The sequence below is a fragment of the Enterobacter sp. FW301-JW81 genome, from assembly GCF_058788735.1.
On the sequence record NZ_JBYTBA010000001.1, the window covers coordinates 487,022 to 507,425 of the forward strand.

Here is a 20,404-nt window from a genome sequence, read left to right on the forward strand (position 1 = left end):
TCCTTTTAAACACTGTGTTTGGCAAGATGGATGGATTTCATCGTGCTGTCATCGAGTTTGTACCAGCGCAGTGTGGCGAACGCGCAGAGCGACAGCGCGCCAGGAACGATGGTAAAGAGGGCGATAATGCAGTACATCGCGGTAGCCGTTTGCTCCGGGGCGTTTGGCACATAGCCGCTGGATCCCAGCGTCCAGCCAACAATGGCCCCGCTGATCGCCATGCCCAGCTTGAGCACGGCCAGGAACGTCGAGAAGATCACGCCGTCCATGCGTTTACCCTGCTTCCATTCGCCGTAGTCGGCGACGTCCGCCATCATCACCCACATTAGCGTGGTGGTGGCCTGATAGAGCGTGGAGACGATGAAGGTCAGGGGAACCAGAAGGAAGACAGATTTCGGCGCGAAGAACAGCGCAATGCTGAGCACGCCCGCCAGGACGGAGCAGTAGCCAAACATCTGCACTTTGCTGTAACTGTGCGTAAGACGTTTTGCCAGCGCGCTGCCGGCGGCTTTTCCCAGAATATGCGCTCCCAGCATCCACATAAAATAGCTGGCGCTGCCGAGATAATAGGTGACGAAATACATCATTGCGCCGAGTCGAATAACCCCAAAACCAATATTGGTTAATACCAGCACCGCGACAACGCGCCACTGGTCATTCCGTAATAAATCCCGTAGCTCCGCCAGATAATTATTATGCGTGGCGGGGGCTTTAATTCGCTCCCGGGTATTGGCAAAACAGATCCAGAACATAATCACGGCGACCGTAGCCATAATCGCCATTGCCCAGCGGTAGCCCAGTAATTTATCGTCACCCCCTAAAAACTCTGCCAGCGGCATCATGAAGAACGTCGAGAGCGCGCCGCCGAGCGTCGCCAGGAAAAAACGATATGACTGCAGGGAAATACGCGCGTCGTTATCAGGGGTTATTACCGCGCCCATTGAGCAGTAGGGAATATTGATTGCGGTGTACATGATCATCATCAACGTGTAGCTGACGGTGGCGAAGATCATCTTACCGTGCAGATCGAGATATTCCGGCACGGCGTAGGTGAGCAGGCAGCTTGCGCCAAACGGCAGCGCCAGCCACAGCATCCACGGTCGGAATTTTCCCCAGCGCGTGCGGGTGCGGTCGGCAATATAGCCCATCGCCGGGTCGATAATCGCGTCCGCGGTTCGGGCCAGCAGGAACATCGTCCCCACAAATGCTGCCGGTAATCCCACAACGTCCGTATAATAAAACGTTAAAAATATAATGACGTTATCCAGCCCAATATGGCTGGCCATATCTCCCAGCCCATAGCTGATTTTTTCTTTGCGGGTAATCTTATCGGTCATGTTAATCACCTGGCTCGTGTAAGGCTTATTTATGAGACGTGCTGATTAGCATGTTTAACCACGCCACGGTCGTTAACAATTGCGAGATTTGGCAATGACGTTACGGAAACACCTTTTCGTGATACCGGTAACATAATGGTGAGAATGAAAGCTATTTTTGCAGCGGTGATATTTATTTCATACGAATCGTTTCAGCCTCGCCGTATTCACCTTTCTGACCCGTAGCTGTCATTTTATTGTCATCCTAAGGGGGTAAAAAAGGCTAAACGGGGTAAAAGGGATCGCATCATGAACGATCAAATGTTTATTGAAACGCTGATTATCTCTTCATCATTTTTGACGATAGCCGTAATTCTTATCGCGTCGGTGCTTTTTCTGGAAAAAAATGGCTGACCGTTTTGCCAGCCGTTATGACTATCCTTTATGGAACGTCACCAGTTCAGGACGGGCAATGCGCAGGTAGTCCTGGGTATCCATAATCACGGATTTTTCCAGCAGGCCGGCGTTAAACGCGATTTCGTCAAAACGCTCGAACAGCAGCGGGTCGGCGACCAGCGCCAAATCAGGATGGAAGCTAAAGGGCGGGATAGCGCCGAAAACGCAGGCGGTCAGGGCATCGACTTCGGCCGGGCTGGCGAGTGAGGCTTTTAGGCCGCCAAAATGACCGGCAAGCTGGCTGAGATCGGCCTGCAGATCGGCGGCCAGGATCGCCAGCACGTGTTTTTTTACGCCATTTCCCTTCACCTTGCAGACCAGGGCTTTTGCGCCTTGCCTCAGATCGGTTCCGCGAATTTCGCTTACCGCTTCACATTTCCCGACCGCCTCGTGCTCCATGACGCGAAAACGCGCGCCCTGCTCGGTGAGTAAGGCGATCAGTTGCTGGTGGGTTCCCGCCCCAATAACGTCATCAGTCATAACGATTTTCCCGGTGATAATCCAGTATGCAGCGTTCTACATTACCACGGGATGAACGGGGTCGAAAGAGAACAGCCAGCGAGTTCGCTGGCTGTTGGATTATGCGTTGCTGGTCGCAGACTGCTTGTGGAACAGCTCCCTGAAGACGGGATAAATATCATCCTGGTCACGGATATGCTGCATGGCAAAATTATCAAACATCGACTGCAGATGTTCATACTCCCGCCACAGGGTCTGGTGCGCGCGGCGGGTGATTTCGATATAGCTGTAGTAACGCACCACCGGCAGAATTTTCTTCGCCAGAATGTCGTGACACAGCGGTGAGTCATCAGCCCAGTTGTCGCCATCCGACGCCTGCGCGGCATAAATGTTCCACTGCGCCGGGTCGTAACGCTCTTTTACCACTTCATCCATCAGCTTCAGCGCGCTGGAGACGATGGTGCCCCCGGTCTCCTGCGAGTAGAAGAACTCGTGTTCATCCACCTCTTTAGCCTGCGTATGGTGGCGAATATAGACCACCTCGACGTTCTTATAGGTTCTGCTCAGGAACAGATAGAGCAGAATATAAAAACGCTTCGCCATGTCTTTGGTGGCCTGGTCCATTGAGCCGGAGACGTCCATCAGGCAGAACATCACCGCCTGGCTGGAGGGTTCCGGACGTTTTTCGTAGTTCTTGTAGCGCAGGTCGAAGGTGTCGATAAACGGGACCCGTTCAATCTTCGCCCGCAGCTCCGCGATCTCCTTACGCAGGCGCTCCTCTTCCAGCAGTTGCGCCGGCTCCGTGTTTTCCACGACCTTCAGATTGCTCTCCAGCTCGCGCAGTTCACGACGTTTCCCTGCCGTCATGGCCGTGCGCCGCGCCAGCGAATTCTGCAACGAACGCACGACGCTGATATTGGCGGGCACGCCGTTGGCGGTATAGCCCGCGCGGTGGGTTTTATATTCATTAAGCTGGCGATGCTGATTCTTTTTCAGATTCGGCAGCGCCAGATCTTCAAACAGCAGGTCGAGATATTCGTCTTTCGAGATCTGGAAGACAAATTCGTCCTGGCCCTCACCGTCCTGGCTGGCCTGTCCCTGACCGCTTCCTGAACCACCGCCGCCGCCCTGAGGACGCTCAATTCTGTCGTTCTGAACGAAGTGGTCATTACCTGGATGTACGCGATGGCGAAGGCCGCCTCGCCCCTGATGAAACATCGGTTCGCTGATGTCATCGGTGGGGATGGAGACAGATTCGCCGCTGTCGACGTCGGTCACCGAGCGTTTGTTGATGGCCTCGGAGATAGACTGTTTAATTTGCGCTTTATAACGACGCAAGAAGCGCTGGCGGTTCACCGTGCTCTTGTTTTTGCCGTTAAGACGCCGGTCAATAAACCAGGTCATATACCCCCCGTACTGCATTTGCCAACTTGCATTTTGTAGGCCCGGCAGGTGCTAAACGCTGTCGGGCACTTGTTTTAAGACGATTTACGCACGCGCAGATACCATTCGCAGAGCAGGCGAACCTGCTTGCGGGTGTAGCCTTTTTCCATCATACGGTCGACAAAATCGTCGTGCTTTTTCTGTTCATCGGTTGAGGTTTTGGTGTTAAACGAAATCACCGGCAACAGCTCTTCGGTATTGGAGAACATTTTTTTCTCAATGACCGTGCGCAGCTTCTCGTAGCTGGTCCAGTTTGGATTGCGCCCGTTGTTGTGCGCTCTGGCGCGCAGGACAAAGTTCACAATCTCGTTACGGAAGTCTTTCGGGTTGCTGATCCCGGCAGGCTTCTCGATTTTCTCCAGCTCGGCGTTCAGGGATTCACGGTCAAACAGCTGGCCGGTATCCGGGTCGCGGTACTCCTGATCCTGGATCCAGAAGTCAGCATAGGTGACGTAACGGTCGAAAATGTTCTGCCCGTATTCTGAATAGGATTCAAGGTAGGCCGTCTGGATCTCTTTGCCAATGAACTCGGCGTATTTCGGGATCAGGTAACCTTTCAGGAACTCAAGGTAGCGTTCAGCCTGCTCCTGCGGGAACTGCTCGCGTTCGATTTGTTGCTCCAGCACGTAGAACAGGTGAACCGGGTTGGCCGCCACTTCCGCGTGGTCGAAGTTAAAGACCCGGGAGAGGATCTTAAACGCGAAACGCGTGGACAGGCCGTTCATCCCTTCATCGACCCCGGCGTAGTCGCGATATTCCTGATACGACTTCGCTTTCGGGTCGGTGTCCTTCAGGCTCTCACCGTCATAGACGCGCATTTTCGAGTAGATGCTGGAGTTTTCCGGCTCTTTCAGACGCGAAAGGATGGAGAAGCGGGACAGCGTTTCCAGGGTGCCCGGCGCGCACGGAGCATGCACCAGCTCACTGTGGTTAAGCAGTTTCTCGTAAATTTTGATCTCTTCGGAGATCCGCAGGCAATAAGGCACTTTGACGATGTAAACACGGTCAAGGAAGGCCTCATTGTTTTTGTTATTACGGAAGGTCACCCATTCGGATTCATTCGAGTGAGCGAGAATAATTCCGTTAAACGGCAGGGCGGAGATACCTTCCGTCCCGTTGTAGTTGCCTTCCTGGGTCGCCGTCAGCAGGGGATGTAGCACTTTGATTGGTGCTTTAAACATCTCGACGAATTCCATAATCCCCTGGTTAGCGCGGCACAGCGCGCCGGAGTAACCGTAGGCATCCGGGTCATTCTGCGCGAAGTTTTCCAGCTTACGGATGTCGACTTTACCCACCAGAGCCGAGATGTCCTGGTTGTTCTCATCACCGGGTTCGGTTTTGGCGATGGCGATCTGTTCGAGAATGGATGGCCAGACTTTCACAACGCGGAACTTGGTGATGTCGCCACCAAACTCGTGCAGGCGTTTCGCCGCCCACGGTGACATGATGGTGCCGAGATAGCGACGCGGGATGCCATACTCTTTATCCAGAATTTGCGCATCTTCCTGCGGATTAAACAGGCACAGCGGATGGTCGTTCACCGGGCTGCGCTCGCCGTTAGCGCTCAGCACATAGATAGGGACGCGCTGCATCAGCGACTTCAGGCGTTCAGCCAGAGACGATTTACCGCCACCCACCGGGCCGAGTAAATAGAGGATCTGTTTCTTCTCTTCCAGACCCTGAGCGGCATGCTTCAGATAGGAGACTATCTGTTCAATGGCATCTTCCATACCATAGAACTCTTCAAACGCCGGGTATCGGGCGACTACCCGATTCGAAAAGAGACGGGAAAGCCGGGGTTCCAGGGCAGTATCAACCATGTTTGGCTCACCAATAGCCATCAATAGCCGTTCTGCCGCATTGGCATAGGCACTGCGATCTTGCCGACAGATGGTAAGAAACTCCTGCAGTGTGAACTCTTCGTCCTTGGCAGCTTCATAGCGCTGGCGATAGTGATCGAATATATTCATGGCATGCCGTCCTTTCGTTTTTTAGCACAGGATAAGAGCCGTTCGTATGAGTAGTGGAGGCTCCCGGAAGAGAATCTCTCGCACCTCACTGCCAGAGCAGCAACCTGTGTGCCAGGTCAGACGCTAAGAACCGCAGGGTGTTCAGGAAAACTCTTCTTAAATTAAAGCGTAGATGGCATTTGCAAAACTTGCATGCCGATAAAATCTACTTTCAATGACATATCAATAACTCATCCAAAAATTTCCACTGTGGTTCTAAGACAAAAGCCCCTTTTTCATGCGGTGGTCATATAAATGAAAGCGGGCTGTCATCTGAAAAGTTAAAGATAAGGGGTTAATCAGACTGATTAGCAGGCAAAAAATTTTGGGATGTACGGGAATGGCGGTTACACTTCATCCGCTGATTATTTGACTACAGGAAAGAATGGATTGTGACCAAACTCAAACTTCTGGCATTGGGCATCCTTGCCGCGACCGCAGTGAGCACCGCACAGGCGGAAAGTCAGTGGACGGTTGGCGCGGGCGCTGGTGTGATCAACAGCCCGTACAAGCAGTATGACCGTGATGTTTATCCCGTTCCGGTTGTCACCTATGAAGGCGATAACTTCTGGTTCCGCGGCTTAGGCGGCGGCTACTATCTCTGGAACGATACGGCCGATAAGCTCTCCATCATGGCCTACTACGACCCAACGCACTTCAAGCCGGGAGACAGCGACAGCCACGCGCTTCGCCAGCTCGACAAGCGTAAAAGCACCATGATGGCCGGTCTCTCATATGTGCATAACACTCAGTATGGCTTCCTGCGTACGGCCCTTGCGGGTGATACGCTGGATAACAGCAACGGCTTTATCTGGGATTTGGCGTGGTTATATCGCTACACCAACGGTGCATTGACCCTGACGCCAGGTATCGGTGTGCAGTACAACAGCGAGAACTACAACGACTACTATTACGGTGTGTCTAAAAACGAGTCTCGCCGCAGTGGTCTGAAAAGCTATAGCGCTGATGACGGCTGGGATCCCTACCTTGAGCTGACCGCGAGCTACAACTTCCTCGGTGACTGGAGCGTATACGGTACCGGTCGCTATGAGCGCCTGAGCGATGAAGTGAAAGACAGCCCGATGGTCGATAAATCCTGGGCAGGCATTTTCTCTGTCGGTGTGACCTACAAGTTCTGATTGCGCACTTAAATCGTGCACTCAGTGCATCAAAACGGGGCGCTTGCGCCCCGTTTGCTTTGGTATGGTGCAGTGAAGCAGGGGAGGCGAAATGCCTCAGCGCTTCACAATTTTAATCGTCTGTCCTAAACGAGACGGTTTTTCGTCGCTCGCTTTTTGCGGGGTACTCACGCAGGCGGTTTCCACGCAGACAAACGTTTTATAACCCTCATCCGTCATGTCGGCCATGCTGACAGAAAGTGCCGGACCCGGGTTCCAGCCCACCACGTCGCTGTGATGATGATGAACCACTTCAATTCCACGGTTCAGGGCACCGTCGTGGATCACGCTGCAGGCTTCAGGGTGCAGATAGACTCGATCGGTACGGTCAGGGAACGTTTGTACCCCGTCGCTCAGCTTACCTTCTTTAGCGTTATCCACTTTGTCGATAAAGGTATCGCCAAGGCCGCTCACCTTCACTGCGCTGATATCACCCACGTTGAAGTAGGTGTGCAGGGCAGCAGTAGTTTCGAACTCACCGTGGGCTTCCAGTTCGATTTCGCAGGTTTTGCTCAGCTTAAAGCGGGCGTACAGGGTGAAATCGTGTGGCCAGAGGGCGCGGGTTTCGTCATTTGCCTGCAGCTCAAAGGTCAGCACTGCGCCGTTTTCATCTTCATTATGCGCTTTCAGGGTCCACTGCTGGTTACGGGCAAACCCGTGAGAAGGCAAACCCTGCTGTGCGGAAGGGCCGAACCACGGCCAGCAGATCGGTACGCCACCGCGGATCGCCGCCCCTTTTTTGAAAGAGGTCGCATCGCTCAGCCACAAACCTTCGGCTTCACCTTCCGGTTTCCAGGAGAGCAGGTGAGCGCCGTTCAGCGCCACGGAGGCTTTCACGCGCGGATGGTCAACGACGATAACGTCGGCACCGTCAATCTGACGGCGGGAGAGCACAGGGGTAAGTTGTTCGACTACCGGAAGTGCAAAAATTTTATTAATCATTAAGCAATCCTCTGTCTAAAAACAATAAAAAAGGCGACCGAAGTCGCCTTTTTGGATCAAACACTCATCTCAACTTATTTGGAGATGTGAGCGATCAGGTCCAGTACTTTGTTAGAGTAGCCGGTTTCGTTGTCGTACCAGGATACCAGTTTAACGAAGTTGTCGTTCAGTGCGATACCTGCTTTAGCATCGAACACGGAAGTGCACACTTCGCCGTTGAAATCGGTAGATACAACGTCGTCTTCGGTGTAGCCCAGAACGCCTTTCATTGCGCCTTCGGAAGCAGCTTTGATTGCTTTCTTAATTTCTTCATAAGAAGCAGCTTTTTCCAGACGAACGGTCAGGTCAACAACGGATACGTTAGGAGTTGGAACGCGGAACGCCATACCAGTCAGTTTGCCATTCAGTTCTGGCAGTACTTTACCTACTGCTTTAGCAGCACCGGTAGAGGATGGGATGATGTTCTGAGCCGCGCCACGGCCGCCGCGCCAGTCTTTGTGAGACGGGCCATCAACGGTTTTCTGAGTAGCGGTGGTCGCGTGAACGGTAGTCATCAGACCTTCAACGATGCCGAAGTTGTCGTTGATAACTTTAGCCAGCGGTGCCAGGCAGTTGGTGGTGCAGGATGCGTTGGAAACGATGTCCTGGCCAGCGTAGGTTTCGAAGTTTGCACCGCGAACGAACATTGGGGTGTTGTCTTTGGAAGGACCAGTCAGAACAACTTTTTTCGCACCCGCGGTGATGTGTTTACGCGCGGTTTCGTCGGTCAGGAAGATACCGGTAGCTTCAGCTACAACGTCAACACCGATTTCGTTCCATTTCAGGTTAGCTGGGTCTTTCTCAGCAGTAACGCGGATGGTTTTGCCGTTAACAACCAGGTGGCCGTCTTTCACTTCAACGGTGCCGTCGAAACGACCGTGAGTTGAGTCGTACTTCAGCATGTACGCCATGTATTCAGCGTCCAGGAGATCGTTGATACCAACGATTTCGATGTCAGAACGTTTCTGAGCAGCACGGAAAACAATACGGCCGATACGGCCAAAACCGTTGATACCTACTTTGATAGTCATATATTCCACCAGCTATTTGTTAGTGAATAAAAGGTTGCCTGTAAAATTACAAAAACCTTACGCAGCGTCAAGCGGAATCGTGTCAATCATTGCGACAAATCAATCCTGTGACTAACGTTTGTGCGACTGACTCGCCTCACTTTCCCTTTGAGCTTGCAACCACATGGGGGCTGCGCCCGGAATTTTAAAGTCCTCGCAGGATAAAAATGTGAACATGATCACAATTGCCTGACCGCCTTTTCGCGACACATAAGTTTAGAACAAAAGTGCACGCAAGGGTGTTAATGTTTTGTTAGAATCCGGGTTAAAAGATGTCTGTTTCTACAGCGAGATGTAAGCATATGTCGAACCAACGTAACCCTGACGATTTGAAAAAAAACCTCACAGAAATGCAGTTTTACGTGACGCAGAATCACGGAACGGAGCCGCCGTTCACTGGGCGTTTACTGCACAACAAGCGAGACGGCGTCTACCACTGCCTGGTCTGTGATGCCCCCCTGTTCAATTCACAAACGAAATTTGATTCTGGCTGCGGCTGGCCGAGCTTTTACGAGCCGGTGAGCGATGAGGCAATCCGCTACCTGACCGACTCGTCGCACGGTATGGTGCGCACGGAAATTCGCTGCGGTAACTGCGATGCGCACCTTGGACACGTCTTCCCGGATGGCCCTCAGCCAACGGGTGAGCGCTTCTGCGTCAATTCGGCCTCAATGAGCTTCACTGACGACGAAAACGGTGATCAGGTTAAGGGTTGAAAAAACGATTCAGCAAATTATTCCTTTGAAAGGGCGCGATTGTGAATATTGATGACATGATTAGCGGCATGACGCCGGAGATTTATCAGCGTCTGGTGACCGCCGTCGAGCTGGGAAAATGGCCCGATGGCGTTGCGCTGACGCCGGAGCAAAAAGAGAACAGCCTGCAGCTGGTGATGCTGTGGCAGGCGCGCAATAATACCGACGCGCAGCACATGACGATCGACACCCAGGGCCAGATGGTGATGAAGAGCAAGCGCGAGCTGAAAGAGGACTTCGGCATCACGCCGAAGCCGATTGCGACGATAAAAATGCAATAACGGCGCGGGTTGATGGCCTCATCAAACCCTCTCCCACAGGGAGAGGGTTTGATTGCTTCACTACTTGTGCGGGATCCCGAGCGACTCCGCCAGCTGCTTCGCTAGCCGGTTTTCGTCATCGGCGCCATACTCCCAGAACATTGCTCCGGCGAGACCTTTCTCTTTGATGTAGTCCGCTTTGATCGCAACGGAACGCGGGTTCTCATACGAAATCGCAAACAGCGCGTTGCCGTCGGCACCTTTCACCGACAGCCACGGGACTTTCGCCTGTTCATCCCAGTGCTCGGTAAAACGCTTCTGCGGATCGTTCAGCAGCTTCTTCACGATATCGTTGTACTTCACGTAGGTATCTTTGGTCAGGTCATAGCCGAGCGATCTGAACAACTCAATCTCCTGGGAACCGAAGTAGGGCTGGGTGACCGGATTTTTTTGCGCGTCGGGTTTGGTCCAGTCAATGCCCGGCTCCACCGCACGTTTTGGCACGCGGCCATAGAAACCGATCCCGAGGTTCATCTGCTGCGGCTTCAGCCCGGCGGCCAGATAGTTGTTCACCACAAAATCCACGCTGTATTTGTCCGCGGCGGCCACCGTCGGCCAGGCGCTGGAGTCATACAGGTTGGCGTTGAAGTACTGCGTACCGTACGCCATGTCGTAGGTCATCAGGTTGATGTAGTCGAGCAGGGGAGCGATGGCTTTCACATCCACCCAGCTTTTCGGACTTTCCGCATTGGCGCCCACCGCTATGGTCACCAGCTTTTTGTGCCCAAAGGCGGCGCGCATCTCTTTCAGCAGGGCGGTGAAGTTATCCCGATCGGCGGGCTGGCTTGCGACCAACCCCCAGGCACCGTTCACCGGGTACTCCCAGTCGAGATCGATCCCGTCCAGGCCGTATTTGTCGACAATCTCCTGCGCGGATCGGATAAACACCGCGCGACTCTCTGTGGTGGCCGCCGCGCCGGAGAAGCCACGGGCTCCCCAGCCGCCAACGGAAAGCAGGACTTTGAGATTTGGATTTTGCTTACGCAGGGTCGGGATTAATGCGAGGTCGGAGGCGACTTTGGGTGACAGCCAGATCTGATGCAGTTTCGCCGGATCTTTCAGCGCGGCGTTGGTTTCGTCTTTTTCATCGTTATAGACCAGACCAAACGAGTAGTTCAGGTGGGTAATCTGGCGGACGTCCAGCTTATTGATATCGCCACCCGGTCCGGCGGTGACGTCACCTCCGCCGTTAAAGTAGCCAACGGACATCAGGGTACTGGCAGAAGCAACGGAAGCGCACAGCAGGGGCAATGCTGCCAGCAAAGGCATACGTTTCATACAAGTTCCTCTTTGACATAATAAAATTAACCACGCCACGGAAAAGGCGTGGCGAAAAAACAGCCTGACGAGAATAGCATTGCCGCTGCGCTGAGGATGCGAGGGAGTTCACTTTATGGGGATTGGGGAAGAAATGCCGGGTGGCGGCTTCGCCTTACCCGGCCTACTTTCTGTGGCTTTGTAGGCCGGGTAAGCGCAGCGCCAACCGGCTAAAAAGGCTTACGCCTGCGTCTCGAGCCAGTCTTCGAGCGTATACAGCGTAGCGCCTTCCGCTGCCATATCCATAAACGCCTGGGCGCTGTCCTGCGGCTGAATGTTCACCCCGCGGCAGCCGTCGGTGATGACGCTGACGGTATAGCCGAGCTGGAGCGCGTCCAGCACGGTAAACTTCACGCAGTAATCCGTTGCCAGGCCCAGCACAATCAGCTCCGTGATTTCGTGGTGACGTAACCACGCGTCCAGCGCGGTTTTCTGGCGATGCCCGTTATCAAAAAACGCGCTATAGCTGTCGATAGACGGGTTTTCACCTTTATGGAACACCGCGTCGATGGCTTTATGGTTCAGGAGCGGATGCAGTTCCGCGCCTTCCGTCTGCTGTACGCAGTGATCCGGCCAGAAGGTTTGCGCCAATCCGTCGAGTTCACCCTGAGTGAAAGGCTCAACGCGGTGCTGGCTGGCAAAGCTGCCGTGGTTAGCCGGGTGCCAGTCCTGGCTTGCGACAACCGCTTCACCGCGGGCTTTGCACCAGTCAATCAGCGTGTTTGCCACGTCAACGGTGCTGTCACCTTCGGCGACGGCCAGCGCACCGCCCGCGCAGAAATCATTTTGCAAATCGACCAGGAGCAGGGCGCGTTGCTTCATGAGACCTCCTTATTCGTCAGGCGTCAGTTCGCCGCGCAGGTTTTGCATCATCGCGCTGCGAATGGACTGAATATCCAGATCCTGACTCAGTAAATAGTGAAGTTTAGTCAGCGTTGCCTCAACGGTCATATCGAAGCCGCTGATCACCCCTGCATGCGCCAGCGCGTTGCCGGTGGCATAGCCGCCCATGTTGACTTTACCGGACATACACTGCGTCAGATTCACCACCACAATTCCGCGCTCGCTGGCTTCCTGAAGCTCTTTCAGGAATTCGCCGTTCTGCGGCGCATTGCCCACGCCATAGGAGCGCAAAATCAGCGCTTTCACCGGCTGGCGCAGGAAGTTACGCACCACGTCCGCCGAGATACCCGGGTAGATGGTCACTACGCCAATCGGTTGCGGCGTGATCGGATGCACAATCAGCTCGCCGGCGGTGTTCGGCGCAGGCGGCGTTCCCAGACGACGGATATGAATGCCCGCCTCCAGCAGAGGCTGTAGGTTTGGCGAGGCGAAGGCGTCAAAACCGTCGGCATGGGCTTTGGTGGTGCGGTTCCCGCGATAGAGGCGGTTGTTAAAGAACAGCGACACTTCGTTAATCGGGTAATTCGCCGCAACGTACAGGGAGTTAAGCAGGTTGATCTGCCCGTCCGAGCGCAGCTCCGCCAGCGGGATTTGCGAGCCCGTCACGATAACCGGCTTGCTCAGGTTCTCCAGCATGAAGGAGAGCGCCGAGGCGGTAAAGGCCATGGTGTCTGTGCCGTGCAGGATCACGAAGCCGTCGTACTGGTCGTAATGGGCTTTAATGTCATCCGCGATGTGCTGCCAGTCTTCCGGCGTCATGTCGGAGGAGTCCATCAGCGGCTCGTACTCGTGGATAGTAAAGTCAGGCATTTCCGGACGGTGGAATTCTGGCATCAGCGCAAGCTGACGCTGAAGATGGCCGGAGACAGGGATATAGCCGTTTTCAGAGCGCTGCATACCGATGGTACCGCCAGTGTAGGCTACATAAATCGATTTCTTCTGCATGGTAGTGAGTTCTTGTTCTTCAAAAGAAAAAAATCCCCTCTTCGCGGGAAGAGGGGACGGTTTTTAACGGACGTTAGCGCAGGTCAGGCAAAACGCGTAACGACTCTGTGGATCGTTAAAGGCCGCGAGCTTATCGCTTTCTGCCTTCATCGCTTTTGCCGCCGTGGCAACCGGCGCAGGCAGGTAAGCCTGCATTGCCTCCGGCAGCATGGCGCGTACCGAGCCGGACATGCTGTCCATGACCATATCGAAGAACGACGGCTCGTCCTGGTAATACTCGATATGCCACTGCTTGAGCTTCGCCAGCTCGGCGGCTTTCTTCACCGCGTCATCGAAGTCGCCCAGGCTGTCAACCAGACCGTTGCTCTTCGCATCCTGGCCGGTCCAGACGTGGCCCTGTGCAATCTGGTCGATCTGCTCAGGCGTCTTTTTACGCGAGTCCGCCACGAGGGTGATAAAGCGTTTATAGCCATTCTCAATGCTGAGCTGCATCATCTCAGAGACTTCCGGCGGCAGGGATTTTGTCACCGACACATCCGCCAGCGGGGAAGTCGCAACGCCATCGGTATGCACGCCCAGAGAATCCAGGCTGTTTTCTACGGTGTTGATGACCCCGAAGATGCCAATCGAGCCGGTCAGCGTGCTTGGGTTGGCCACGATGTAGTTGGCTGGCGTTGAGATCCAGTAACCCCCGGAGGCGGCCATTCCGCCCATGGATACGACTACCGGCTTGCCGGCGGCACGCGCCGCAGCCAGTTCAGCGCGGATCACCTCAGAGGCGCTGACGCTGCCGCCAGGGCTGTTTACCCGCAGGACAATCGCTTTCACTTTCGGATCGAGGCGAGCATCGCGGATTTGTGACGCGGTAGTATCGCCGCCCACGTTACCCGGGGTCTCCTGACCGTCCATGATGGCACCGTTGGCAAAGACGACCGCAACGCTGTCACCATTCTCATTCGGTTTTTTCGTCGAGTAATCATACATGCTGATGGCGCTGTAATTTTTGTCCTCTTTGCTCCAGCCAAACTGTTTGCTCAGGGATTTTTCAATCTCGGCGCTGGTGCCCAGGGCATCAACCAGTTTGTTATCGAGCGCATATTTCGCGGTATCACCGTCAACCTTGCGCAGACCGTCCAGCACGCCCTGTGCGCCAGGGAACACCTGTTCGGTCGTAATCTGGCGGTTAGCGGCAACGGTGCCCAGATAGTTCTGCCACAGTTCGCCAATCCAGCGGCTGTCCGCTTCACGGGCGGCAGGGGACATGTCATCGCGGATAAACGGCTCAACCGCAGACTTATAGGTCCCGACGCGGAAGACGTGGGTGGTGACCTTCAGCTTGTCGAGCAGAGACTTGTAGTACAGACCGTTGGTGGCAAAGCCGTGCAGATCGACCGTGCCCTGCGGGGAGAGCCAGATTTTATTGGCAAAGCTCGCCAGGTAATATTGCCCCTGGCTGTAGCTGTCGCCCACGGCAATCACCGGCTTGCCGCTGTCGCGGAATTCGCGCAGCGCTTTACCGATGTACTGCATTGAAGGCTGATCGCCTCCGGCAAAATCTTTCAGATCCAGCACGATCCCGGTGATGTTCCGGTCGTCTTTGGCCTGGCGGATCGTATCGACGATATCGAACAGGGAGTTTTCCTGCAGGCGGTCTGAGGTTGCGCCAAACAGCTGGCGACCAATCACGCTCAGGCGACTGCTGGTGGACGGCTTATCAACAATCACGCCGGTGATATCGAGTAATAGCGCGCCGCGCGTTGAATGCTGCGCCTGATTTGCACTGCTGATGTGCATCCAGATGCCCGCGCAAACCAGAACCAGGAAGATGAAGAAGATATTCATCACCAGGTTGCGGACGAAGTTGAGCAGTCTCCACGTCCATTTAAAGAAACCGGCAATGATTCGCCAAAGGGTTCGCATGTATTCTCCCTAACCAGAAAATGACTGTTTCCGTCGCCACAGGACGGTAATGTTGGGTTATCGTAATGACCCAACCGCCACTTGTCAGCAGGAATCGCCTGCCAGGCTGTAACAAAATCTGCCGTCGTGTTAATTTTGTGAGTAAATCTCAAGAAAGGAGTTAACCAATGGACGCACTTGAACTGCTTGTTAACCGCCGTAGCGCTTCCCGCCTGGCCGAACCCGCCCCGGCAGGCGAGCAGATGGAGAACATTCTGCGTGCCGGTATGCGTGCCCCCGATCACGGCACGCTGCAGCCGTGGCACTTCTTTGTGATTGAAGGCGAAGGGCGCGATCGTTTCAGCCAGCTGCTGGAGCAGGGCGCGGTTGCCGCAGGGCAAGATGAGAAGGGGATCGACAAGGCGCGCAATGCCCCGTTCCGCGCCCCGATGATCGTCACCGTCGTGGCAAAATGCCAGGCTGACCATAAGGTGCCGGTCTGGGAACAGGAAATGTCCGCAGGCTGTGCCGTGATGGCGATGCAAATGGCCGCCGTTGCACAAGGCTTTAACGGTATCTGGCGCACCGGTCCGCTGACCGAAAGCCCGGTAGTCCGTGACGGTTTTGGCTGCGGCGAGCATGACAAAATTGTCGGTTTCCTCTATCTCGGTACCCCGCAGCTTAAAGCCTCCAGCACCATCAGCGTGCCGGACACCACGCCTTTCGTCAGCCGTTTCTGATAACCCGCGCTAAACTGTCTGGATTCTGAGCATCTGCCGCAGAATTCAGACAGTCATACTTACCTCTTTATGGAATGAGCGCTACCATAGCGCGATTGAGATGACAGGAGACGTCCATGAGCGAGCAAACCATTCGTTTAACGCAATACAGCCACGGAGCCGGTTGCGGTTGTAAAATTTCCCCGAAGGTGCTGGAGACCATCCTGCACAGTGAACAGGCGAAGTTTGTCGACCCGAACCTGCTTGTCGGCAACGAAACGCGTGACGATGCTGCAGTTTATGACTTAGGTAACGGCACCAGCATTATCAGTACCACCGACTTCTTTATGCCGATTGTCGACAACCCGTTCGACTTCGGGCGCATTGCGGCCACCAACGCCATCAGCGATATCTTCGCCATGGGCGGCAAACCGATTATGGCCATCGCTATTCTGGGCTGGCCGATCAACACCATCCCGCCGGAAGTGGCCCGCGAGGTGATTGATGGCGGGCGTTTCGCCTGCCAGCAGGCGGGGATTGCGCTGGCCGGCGGTCACTCTATCGATGCGCCGGAACCTATCTTCGGCCTGGCCGTCACCGGCGTGGTGCCGACCGAACGCGTGAAGCGCAACAGTACCGCGCAGGCGGGCTGCAAGCTGTTCCTTACCAAGCCGCTGGGCATTGGCGTGCTGACCACCGCTGAGAAAAAATCCCTGCTGAAACCGGAACACAAAGGTTTGGCGACAGAGGTTATGTGCCAGATGAACCTCGCGGGTGCCGCTTTCGCCAATATCGACGGCGTGAAGGCGATGACCGACGTGACCGGTTTTGGCCTGCTGGGGCATCTCTCCGAAGTGTGTCAGGGCGCAGGCGTGCAGGCGCAAATCTGGTATCAGGACGTGCCGAAGCTGCCGGGCGTGGAAGAGTATATTGCTCAGGGCGCGGTCCCGGGCGGTACCCAGCGCAACTTCGCCAGCTACGGTCACCTGATGGGCGAGATGCCGGAAGAATGGCGCAACCTGCTGTGCGATCCGCAAACCTCCGGCGGCCTGCTGCTGGCGGTCACGCCGGAGTCCGAAGCCGAGGTTCAGGCAACGGCTGCCGAGTTTGGCATTACCCTGACGGCGATCGGCGAGCTGGTCACCGCCCGCGGTGGCCGACCGATGATTGAGATCCGTTAATTCGATGCGGTTGTTTATTGCCGAAAAGCCGAGCCTGGCCCGCGCCATCGCCGACGTGCTGCCTAAACCGCATCGCAAGGGCGACGGCTTTATCGAGTGCGGTAACGGGCAGGTGGTCACCTGGTGTATTGGTCACTTGCTTGAGCAGGCGCAGCCGGATGTCTATGACAGCCGCTATGCCCGCTGGAATTTGAACGATCTGCCCATCGTGCCTGAAAAATGGCGCCTGCAGCCCCGACCTTCGGTTACCAAACAGCTGAACGTGATCAAGCGCTTCCTGCATGAAGCCGCTGAAATCGTTCACGCGGGTGACCCGGACAGGGAAGGACAGCTGCTGGTGGATGAAGTGCTGGACTATCTCGAGCTGGCGCCGGAAAAGCGCCAGCAGGTTCAGCGCTGCCTGATCAACGACCTCAACCCGCAGGCCGTTGAACGTGCGATCTCGCGCCTGCGCGCCAACAGCGAGTTTATCCCGCTGTGCGTCTCGGCTTTAGCCCGCGCCCGCGCCGACTGGCTGTACGGTATCAACATGACCCGCGCCTACACCATTCTCGGGCGTAACGCGGGCTATCAGGGCGTACTTTCAGTGGGGCGCGTGCAGACGCCGGTGCTGGGGCTGGTGGTGCGTCGCGACGAAGAGATTGAGAACTTCGTCGCCAAAGATTTCTTTGAAGTGAAAGCGCATATCGTCACCCCGAAAGACGAACGCTTTACCGCGGTCTGGCAGCCGAGCGACGCCTGCGAATCGTATCAGGACGAAGAGGGGCGCCTGCTGCACCGTCCGCTGGCGGAGCACGTGGTTAACCGCATTACCGGTCAGCCCGCTATCGTGACCAGCTATAACGATAAACGGGAATCAGAACCCGCGCCGCTGCCGTTCTCGCTGTCTGCACTTCAGATTGAGGCGGCAAAAAGGTTTGGCTTGAGCGCGCAGAACGTACTGGATATCTGCCAGAAGCTCTACGAAACCCATAAGCTCATCACCTACCCGCGTTCCGATAGCCGCTATCTGCCGGAAGAGCACTTTGCCGGTCGTCATTCGGTGATGAACGCCATCGGCGTCCACGCGCCGGATCTGCTCCCGCAGCCAGCCGTCAATCCGGACACCCATAACCGCTGTTGGGATGACAAAAAGGTGGATGCCCACCACGCGATTATCCCGACGGCCCGCGCCAGCAGCGTCAACCTGACCGAGAACGAAGCGAAAGTCTATAACCTGGTCGCCCGTCAGTACCTGATGCAGTTCTGCCCGGACGCCGTGTTCCGCAAGTGCGTGATCGAGCTGGAAATCGCGAAAGGGAAGTTTATCGCCAAAGCGCGCTTCCTCGCGGAAGCCGGCTGGCGCACGCTGCTGGGCAACAAAGAGCGTGACGAGGAGAACGACGGTACGCCGCTGCCGGTCGTCGCCAAAGACGATGAGCTGCTGTGCGAGAAAGGGGAAGTGGTGGAGCGTCAGACCCAGCCGCCGCGCCATTTCACCGATGCGACGCTGCTGTCGGCCATGACCGGGATCGCCCGGTTCGTGCAGGATAAAGATCTGAAGAAGATCCTGCGCGCCACCGACGGCCTCGGCACGGAAGCAACCCGCGCGGGGATCATCGAGCTACTCTTTAAGCGCGGTTTTCTCGAGAAAAAAGGACGCTATATCCATTCGACAGAGCCGGGACGCGCGCTGATTCATTCGCTGCCGGAGCTGGCCGCCAGGCCGGACATGACGGCGCACTGGGAATCGGTGCTGACGCAGATCAGCGAAAAGCAGTGCCGCTACCAGGACTTTATGCAGCCGCTGGTAGGGACGCTTTACCAGCTGATCGACCAGGCGCGCAGCACGCCGGTGAAGCGGTTCAGAGGGATGGTTGCACCGGGTGGCGGTGCGAAGAAACCGTTTAAAAAGAAAAAGAGCGCGGCAGCCTCTTAACCGTAGGCCGGGTAAGGCGTAGCCGCCACCCGGCGAAAGACAGCTCTGCGGCCTGAAAAAAGCCCGGTGGCGGCTACGCCTTACCGGGCCTACAGGGCGAGAACGCAGCGAAAACTTAAATCACACCCTGCCCAATCATCGCATCCGCCACCTTCACGAACCCAGCGATATTCGCGCCGCGCACGTAGTTGGTTTGCGACGCTTCACCGCCGTACTCCACGCACGCATGGTGAATATCCAGCATGATATGGTGCAGGCGTGCATCCACTTTCTCCGCCTTCCAGCCGAGACGCGCGGCGTTTTGCGCCATCTCCAGGCCGGAGGTCGCCACGCCGCCCGCGTTGGCGGCCTTGCCCGGCGCAAACAGCACGCCCGCGTCCAGGAACAGATTGGTCGCTTCGATGGTGGTCGGCATATTTGCTCCTTCGGCCACCGCCTTCACGCCGTTGGTAATCAGGGTACGCGCGGCATCCACGTCCAGTTCATTCTGCGTGGCGCACGGCAGGGCAATATCCACCGGCACGCTCCACGGCTGTTTGCCTTCCAGATACGTCAGATCCAACTCCGCGGCATAGTCTGAAAGACGGCCATCGCGGCTGGCTTTAATTTCGCACAGGCGCGCCAGCTTCTCCGCCGTAAATCCGGCTTCATCCACCACCGTGCCTCTGGAGTCTGAAGCGGTCACCACGCGAGCGCCAAACTGCATCGCTTTTTCGATAGCGTACTGCGCCACGTTACCGGAGCCGGACACCGCCACGCGCATGCCTTCAAAGCCTAAGCCGTGACGCTTGAGCATGGCCTCGGTGAAATAGACCAGGCCGTAGCCCGTGGCTTCCGGGCGGATCAGGCTGCCGCCAAAGGACAACCCTTTACCGGTGAAGACGCAGGCGCTGTTGTTGGAGAGCTTTTTCATCATCCCGGCCATAAAGCCCACTTCACGGGCACCCACGCCGATATCACCCGCCGGTACGTCGGTATCCGGGCCCAGGTGGCGATAGAGTTCGGTCATCAGCGCCTGGCAGAAACGCATGACTTCGCCTTCGCTTTTGCCTTTGGAATCGAAATCACTTCCGCCTTTACCGCCGCCCATCGGCAGCGTGGTCAGCGCGTTTTTAAACGTCTGCTCGAAGCCGAGGAATTTTAAAATCGACAGGTTCACGGAAGGGTGGAAGCGCATCCCTCCCTTAAACGGGCCGATGGCGGAGTTAAACTGCACGCGCCACGCGCGGTTAACCTGAACCTGATTCCGATCGTCCACCCAGGTCACGCGGAACTGGATCACGCGCTCTGGCTCTACCAGGCGTTCAAGCAGCGACATCTGACGATAGCGCGGATTTTCTTCAAGGAAGGGCCACAGGGTGGTCATCACTTCACGAACGGCCTGGGCGAACTCGCTTTGGTGCGGGTCGCGCTGCTGAACATGGGCAAGGAAACTTTCCAGAGAGCGTGTCTGATCCATAGATATAAGAACCTCTTATAGTCATTTATGTATATTGCTTATGCGATTTGTGTTGTTTTTTTGACTATATCACCCG

At 55.7% G+C, this 20,404-nt stretch carries 18 protein-coding genes; 7 read left to right on the forward strand and 11 right to left on the reverse strand.

What is annotated here, in order from left to right:
• Window positions 1-5: 5 nt before the first annotated feature.
• Window positions 6-1,337, reverse strand: coding sequence for a glycoside-pentoside-hexuronide (GPH):cation symporter (locus AC3WOK_RS02295; RefSeq protein ID WP_447855429.1), 1,332 nt, complete (start codon window positions 1,335-1,337; stop codon window positions 6-8).
• A 288-nt stretch (window positions 1,338-1,625) separates the two neighbouring features.
• Here AC3WOK_RS02295 and yoaI point away from each other — a divergent pair, with 288 nt between their 5' ends.
• On the forward strand, window positions 1,626-1,730 hold the full coding sequence (gene yoaI / locus AC3WOK_RS02300) for a small membrane protein YoaI (RefSeq protein ID WP_235836409.1): 105 nt from the start codon (window positions 1,626-1,628) through the stop codon (window positions 1,728-1,730).
• A gap of 21 nt (window positions 1,731-1,751) precedes the next feature.
• Here the strand turns inward: yoaI and AC3WOK_RS02305 are convergent, their stop codons facing one another.
• The 3 genes from AC3WOK_RS02305 to yeaG form a co-directional block, all read right to left on the reverse strand.
• Window positions 1,752-2,252 carry a YbaK/prolyl-tRNA synthetase associated domain-containing protein gene (locus tag AC3WOK_RS02305; protein ID WP_063432110.1) on the reverse strand — a complete coding sequence of 167 codons (501 nt, stop codon included), beginning with the start codon at window positions 2,250-2,252 and terminating at the stop codon, window positions 1,752-1,754.
• A 99-nt stretch (window positions 2,253-2,351) separates the two neighbouring features.
• Window positions 2,352-3,635, reverse strand: a complete 1,284-nt coding sequence (locus AC3WOK_RS02310) for a YeaH/YhbH family protein (RefSeq protein ID WP_059310993.1) — start codon at window positions 3,633-3,635, stop codon at window positions 2,352-2,354.
• Window positions 3,636-3,709: 74 nt separating this feature from the next.
• Window positions 3,710-5,644, reverse strand: coding sequence for a protein kinase YeaG (gene yeaG / locus AC3WOK_RS02315; protein WP_047348909.1), 1,935 nt, complete (start codon window positions 5,642-5,644; stop codon window positions 3,710-3,712).
• 431 nt (window positions 5,645-6,075) lie between these two features.
• Here yeaG and AC3WOK_RS02320 point away from each other — a divergent pair, with 431 nt between their 5' ends.
• Window positions 6,076-6,822, forward strand: a complete 747-nt coding sequence (locus AC3WOK_RS02320; RefSeq protein ID WP_047348908.1) for a MipA/OmpV family protein — start codon at window positions 6,076-6,078, stop codon at window positions 6,820-6,822.
• Between the two features lie 96 nt (window positions 6,823-6,918).
• Here AC3WOK_RS02320 and AC3WOK_RS02325 read toward each other — a convergent pair whose 3' ends face one another.
• Together AC3WOK_RS02325 and gapA are read right to left on the reverse strand one after the other, a co-directional pair.
• The gene (locus AC3WOK_RS02325) at window positions 6,919-7,803 is read right to left on the reverse strand and encodes a D-hexose-6-phosphate mutarotase (RefSeq protein WP_047348907.1); all 885 of its coding nucleotides are present in this window, start codon (window positions 7,801-7,803) and stop codon (window positions 6,919-6,921) included.
• Between the two features lie 74 nt (window positions 7,804-7,877).
• Window positions 7,878-8,873 (reverse strand): glyceraldehyde-3-phosphate dehydrogenase, encoded by a 996-nt coding sequence (gapA, locus tag AC3WOK_RS02330; RefSeq protein ID WP_020884442.1) that lies wholly within the window; start codon window positions 8,871-8,873, stop codon window positions 7,878-7,880.
• A gap of 341 nt (window positions 8,874-9,214) precedes the next feature.
• On the opposite strand from gapA, the gene msrB reads away from it, so the two are divergent.
• Window positions 9,215-9,628, forward strand: coding sequence for a peptide-methionine (R)-S-oxide reductase MsrB (gene msrB, locus AC3WOK_RS02335; RefSeq protein ID WP_029739831.1), 414 nt, complete (start codon window positions 9,215-9,217; stop codon window positions 9,626-9,628).
• A gap of 56 nt (window positions 9,629-9,684) precedes the next feature.
• Window positions 9,685-9,948: a YeaC family protein gene (locus AC3WOK_RS02340; RefSeq protein WP_286037502.1), complete on the forward strand. Its 264-nt coding sequence runs from the start codon at window positions 9,685-9,687 to the stop codon at window positions 9,946-9,948.
• A gap of 60 nt (window positions 9,949-10,008) precedes the next feature.
• Here AC3WOK_RS02340 and chiD read toward each other — a convergent pair whose 3' ends face one another.
• The 4 genes from chiD to sppA form a co-directional block, all read right to left on the reverse strand.
• Complete coding sequence (chiD, locus tag AC3WOK_RS02345; RefSeq protein WP_492353857.1) at window positions 10,009-11,265, reverse strand: chitinase ChiD; 1,257 nt, start codon at window positions 11,263-11,265, stop codon at window positions 10,009-10,011.
• Window positions 11,266-11,484: 219 nt separating this feature from the next.
• Window positions 11,485-12,126 (reverse strand): bifunctional nicotinamidase/pyrazinamidase, encoded by a 642-nt coding sequence (pncA, locus tag AC3WOK_RS02350; protein ID WP_059310990.1) that lies wholly within the window; start codon window positions 12,124-12,126, stop codon window positions 11,485-11,487.
• Window positions 12,127-12,135: 9 nt separating this feature from the next.
• Window positions 12,136-13,152 carry an asparaginase gene (gene ansA / locus AC3WOK_RS02355; RefSeq protein WP_008500705.1) on the reverse strand — a complete coding sequence of 339 codons (1,017 nt, stop codon included), beginning with the start codon at window positions 13,150-13,152 and terminating at the stop codon, window positions 12,136-12,138.
• 63 nt (window positions 13,153-13,215) lie between these two features.
• Complete coding sequence (gene sppA, locus AC3WOK_RS02360) at window positions 13,216-15,072, reverse strand: signal peptide peptidase SppA (protein ID WP_492353858.1); 1,857 nt, start codon at window positions 15,070-15,072, stop codon at window positions 13,216-13,218.
• Between the two features lie 167 nt (window positions 15,073-15,239).
• Here sppA and AC3WOK_RS02365 point away from each other — a divergent pair, with 167 nt between their 5' ends.
• From AC3WOK_RS02365 to AC3WOK_RS02375, 3 genes are all read left to right on the forward strand, one after another.
• The gene (locus AC3WOK_RS02365) at window positions 15,240-15,791 is read left to right on the forward strand and encodes an NAD(P)H nitroreductase (RefSeq protein WP_063432173.1); all 552 of its coding nucleotides are present in this window, start codon (window positions 15,240-15,242) and stop codon (window positions 15,789-15,791) included.
• A gap of 116 nt (window positions 15,792-15,907) precedes the next feature.
• Window positions 15,908-16,951 carry a selenide, water dikinase SelD gene (gene selD, locus AC3WOK_RS02370; protein ID WP_059310988.1) on the forward strand — a complete coding sequence of 348 codons (1,044 nt, stop codon included), beginning with the start codon at window positions 15,908-15,910 and terminating at the stop codon, window positions 16,949-16,951.
• A 4-nt stretch (window positions 16,952-16,955) separates the two neighbouring features.
• Complete coding sequence (locus AC3WOK_RS02375; RefSeq protein WP_492353859.1) at window positions 16,956-18,869, forward strand: DNA topoisomerase III; 1,914 nt, start codon at window positions 16,956-16,958, stop codon at window positions 18,867-18,869.
• A 115-nt stretch (window positions 18,870-18,984) separates the two neighbouring features.
• Here AC3WOK_RS02375 and gdhA read toward each other — a convergent pair whose 3' ends face one another.
• Complete coding sequence (gdhA, locus tag AC3WOK_RS02380; protein ID WP_492353860.1) at window positions 18,985-20,328, reverse strand: NADP-specific glutamate dehydrogenase; 1,344 nt, start codon at window positions 20,326-20,328, stop codon at window positions 18,985-18,987.
• Window positions 20,329-20,404: the final 76 nt, after the last annotated feature.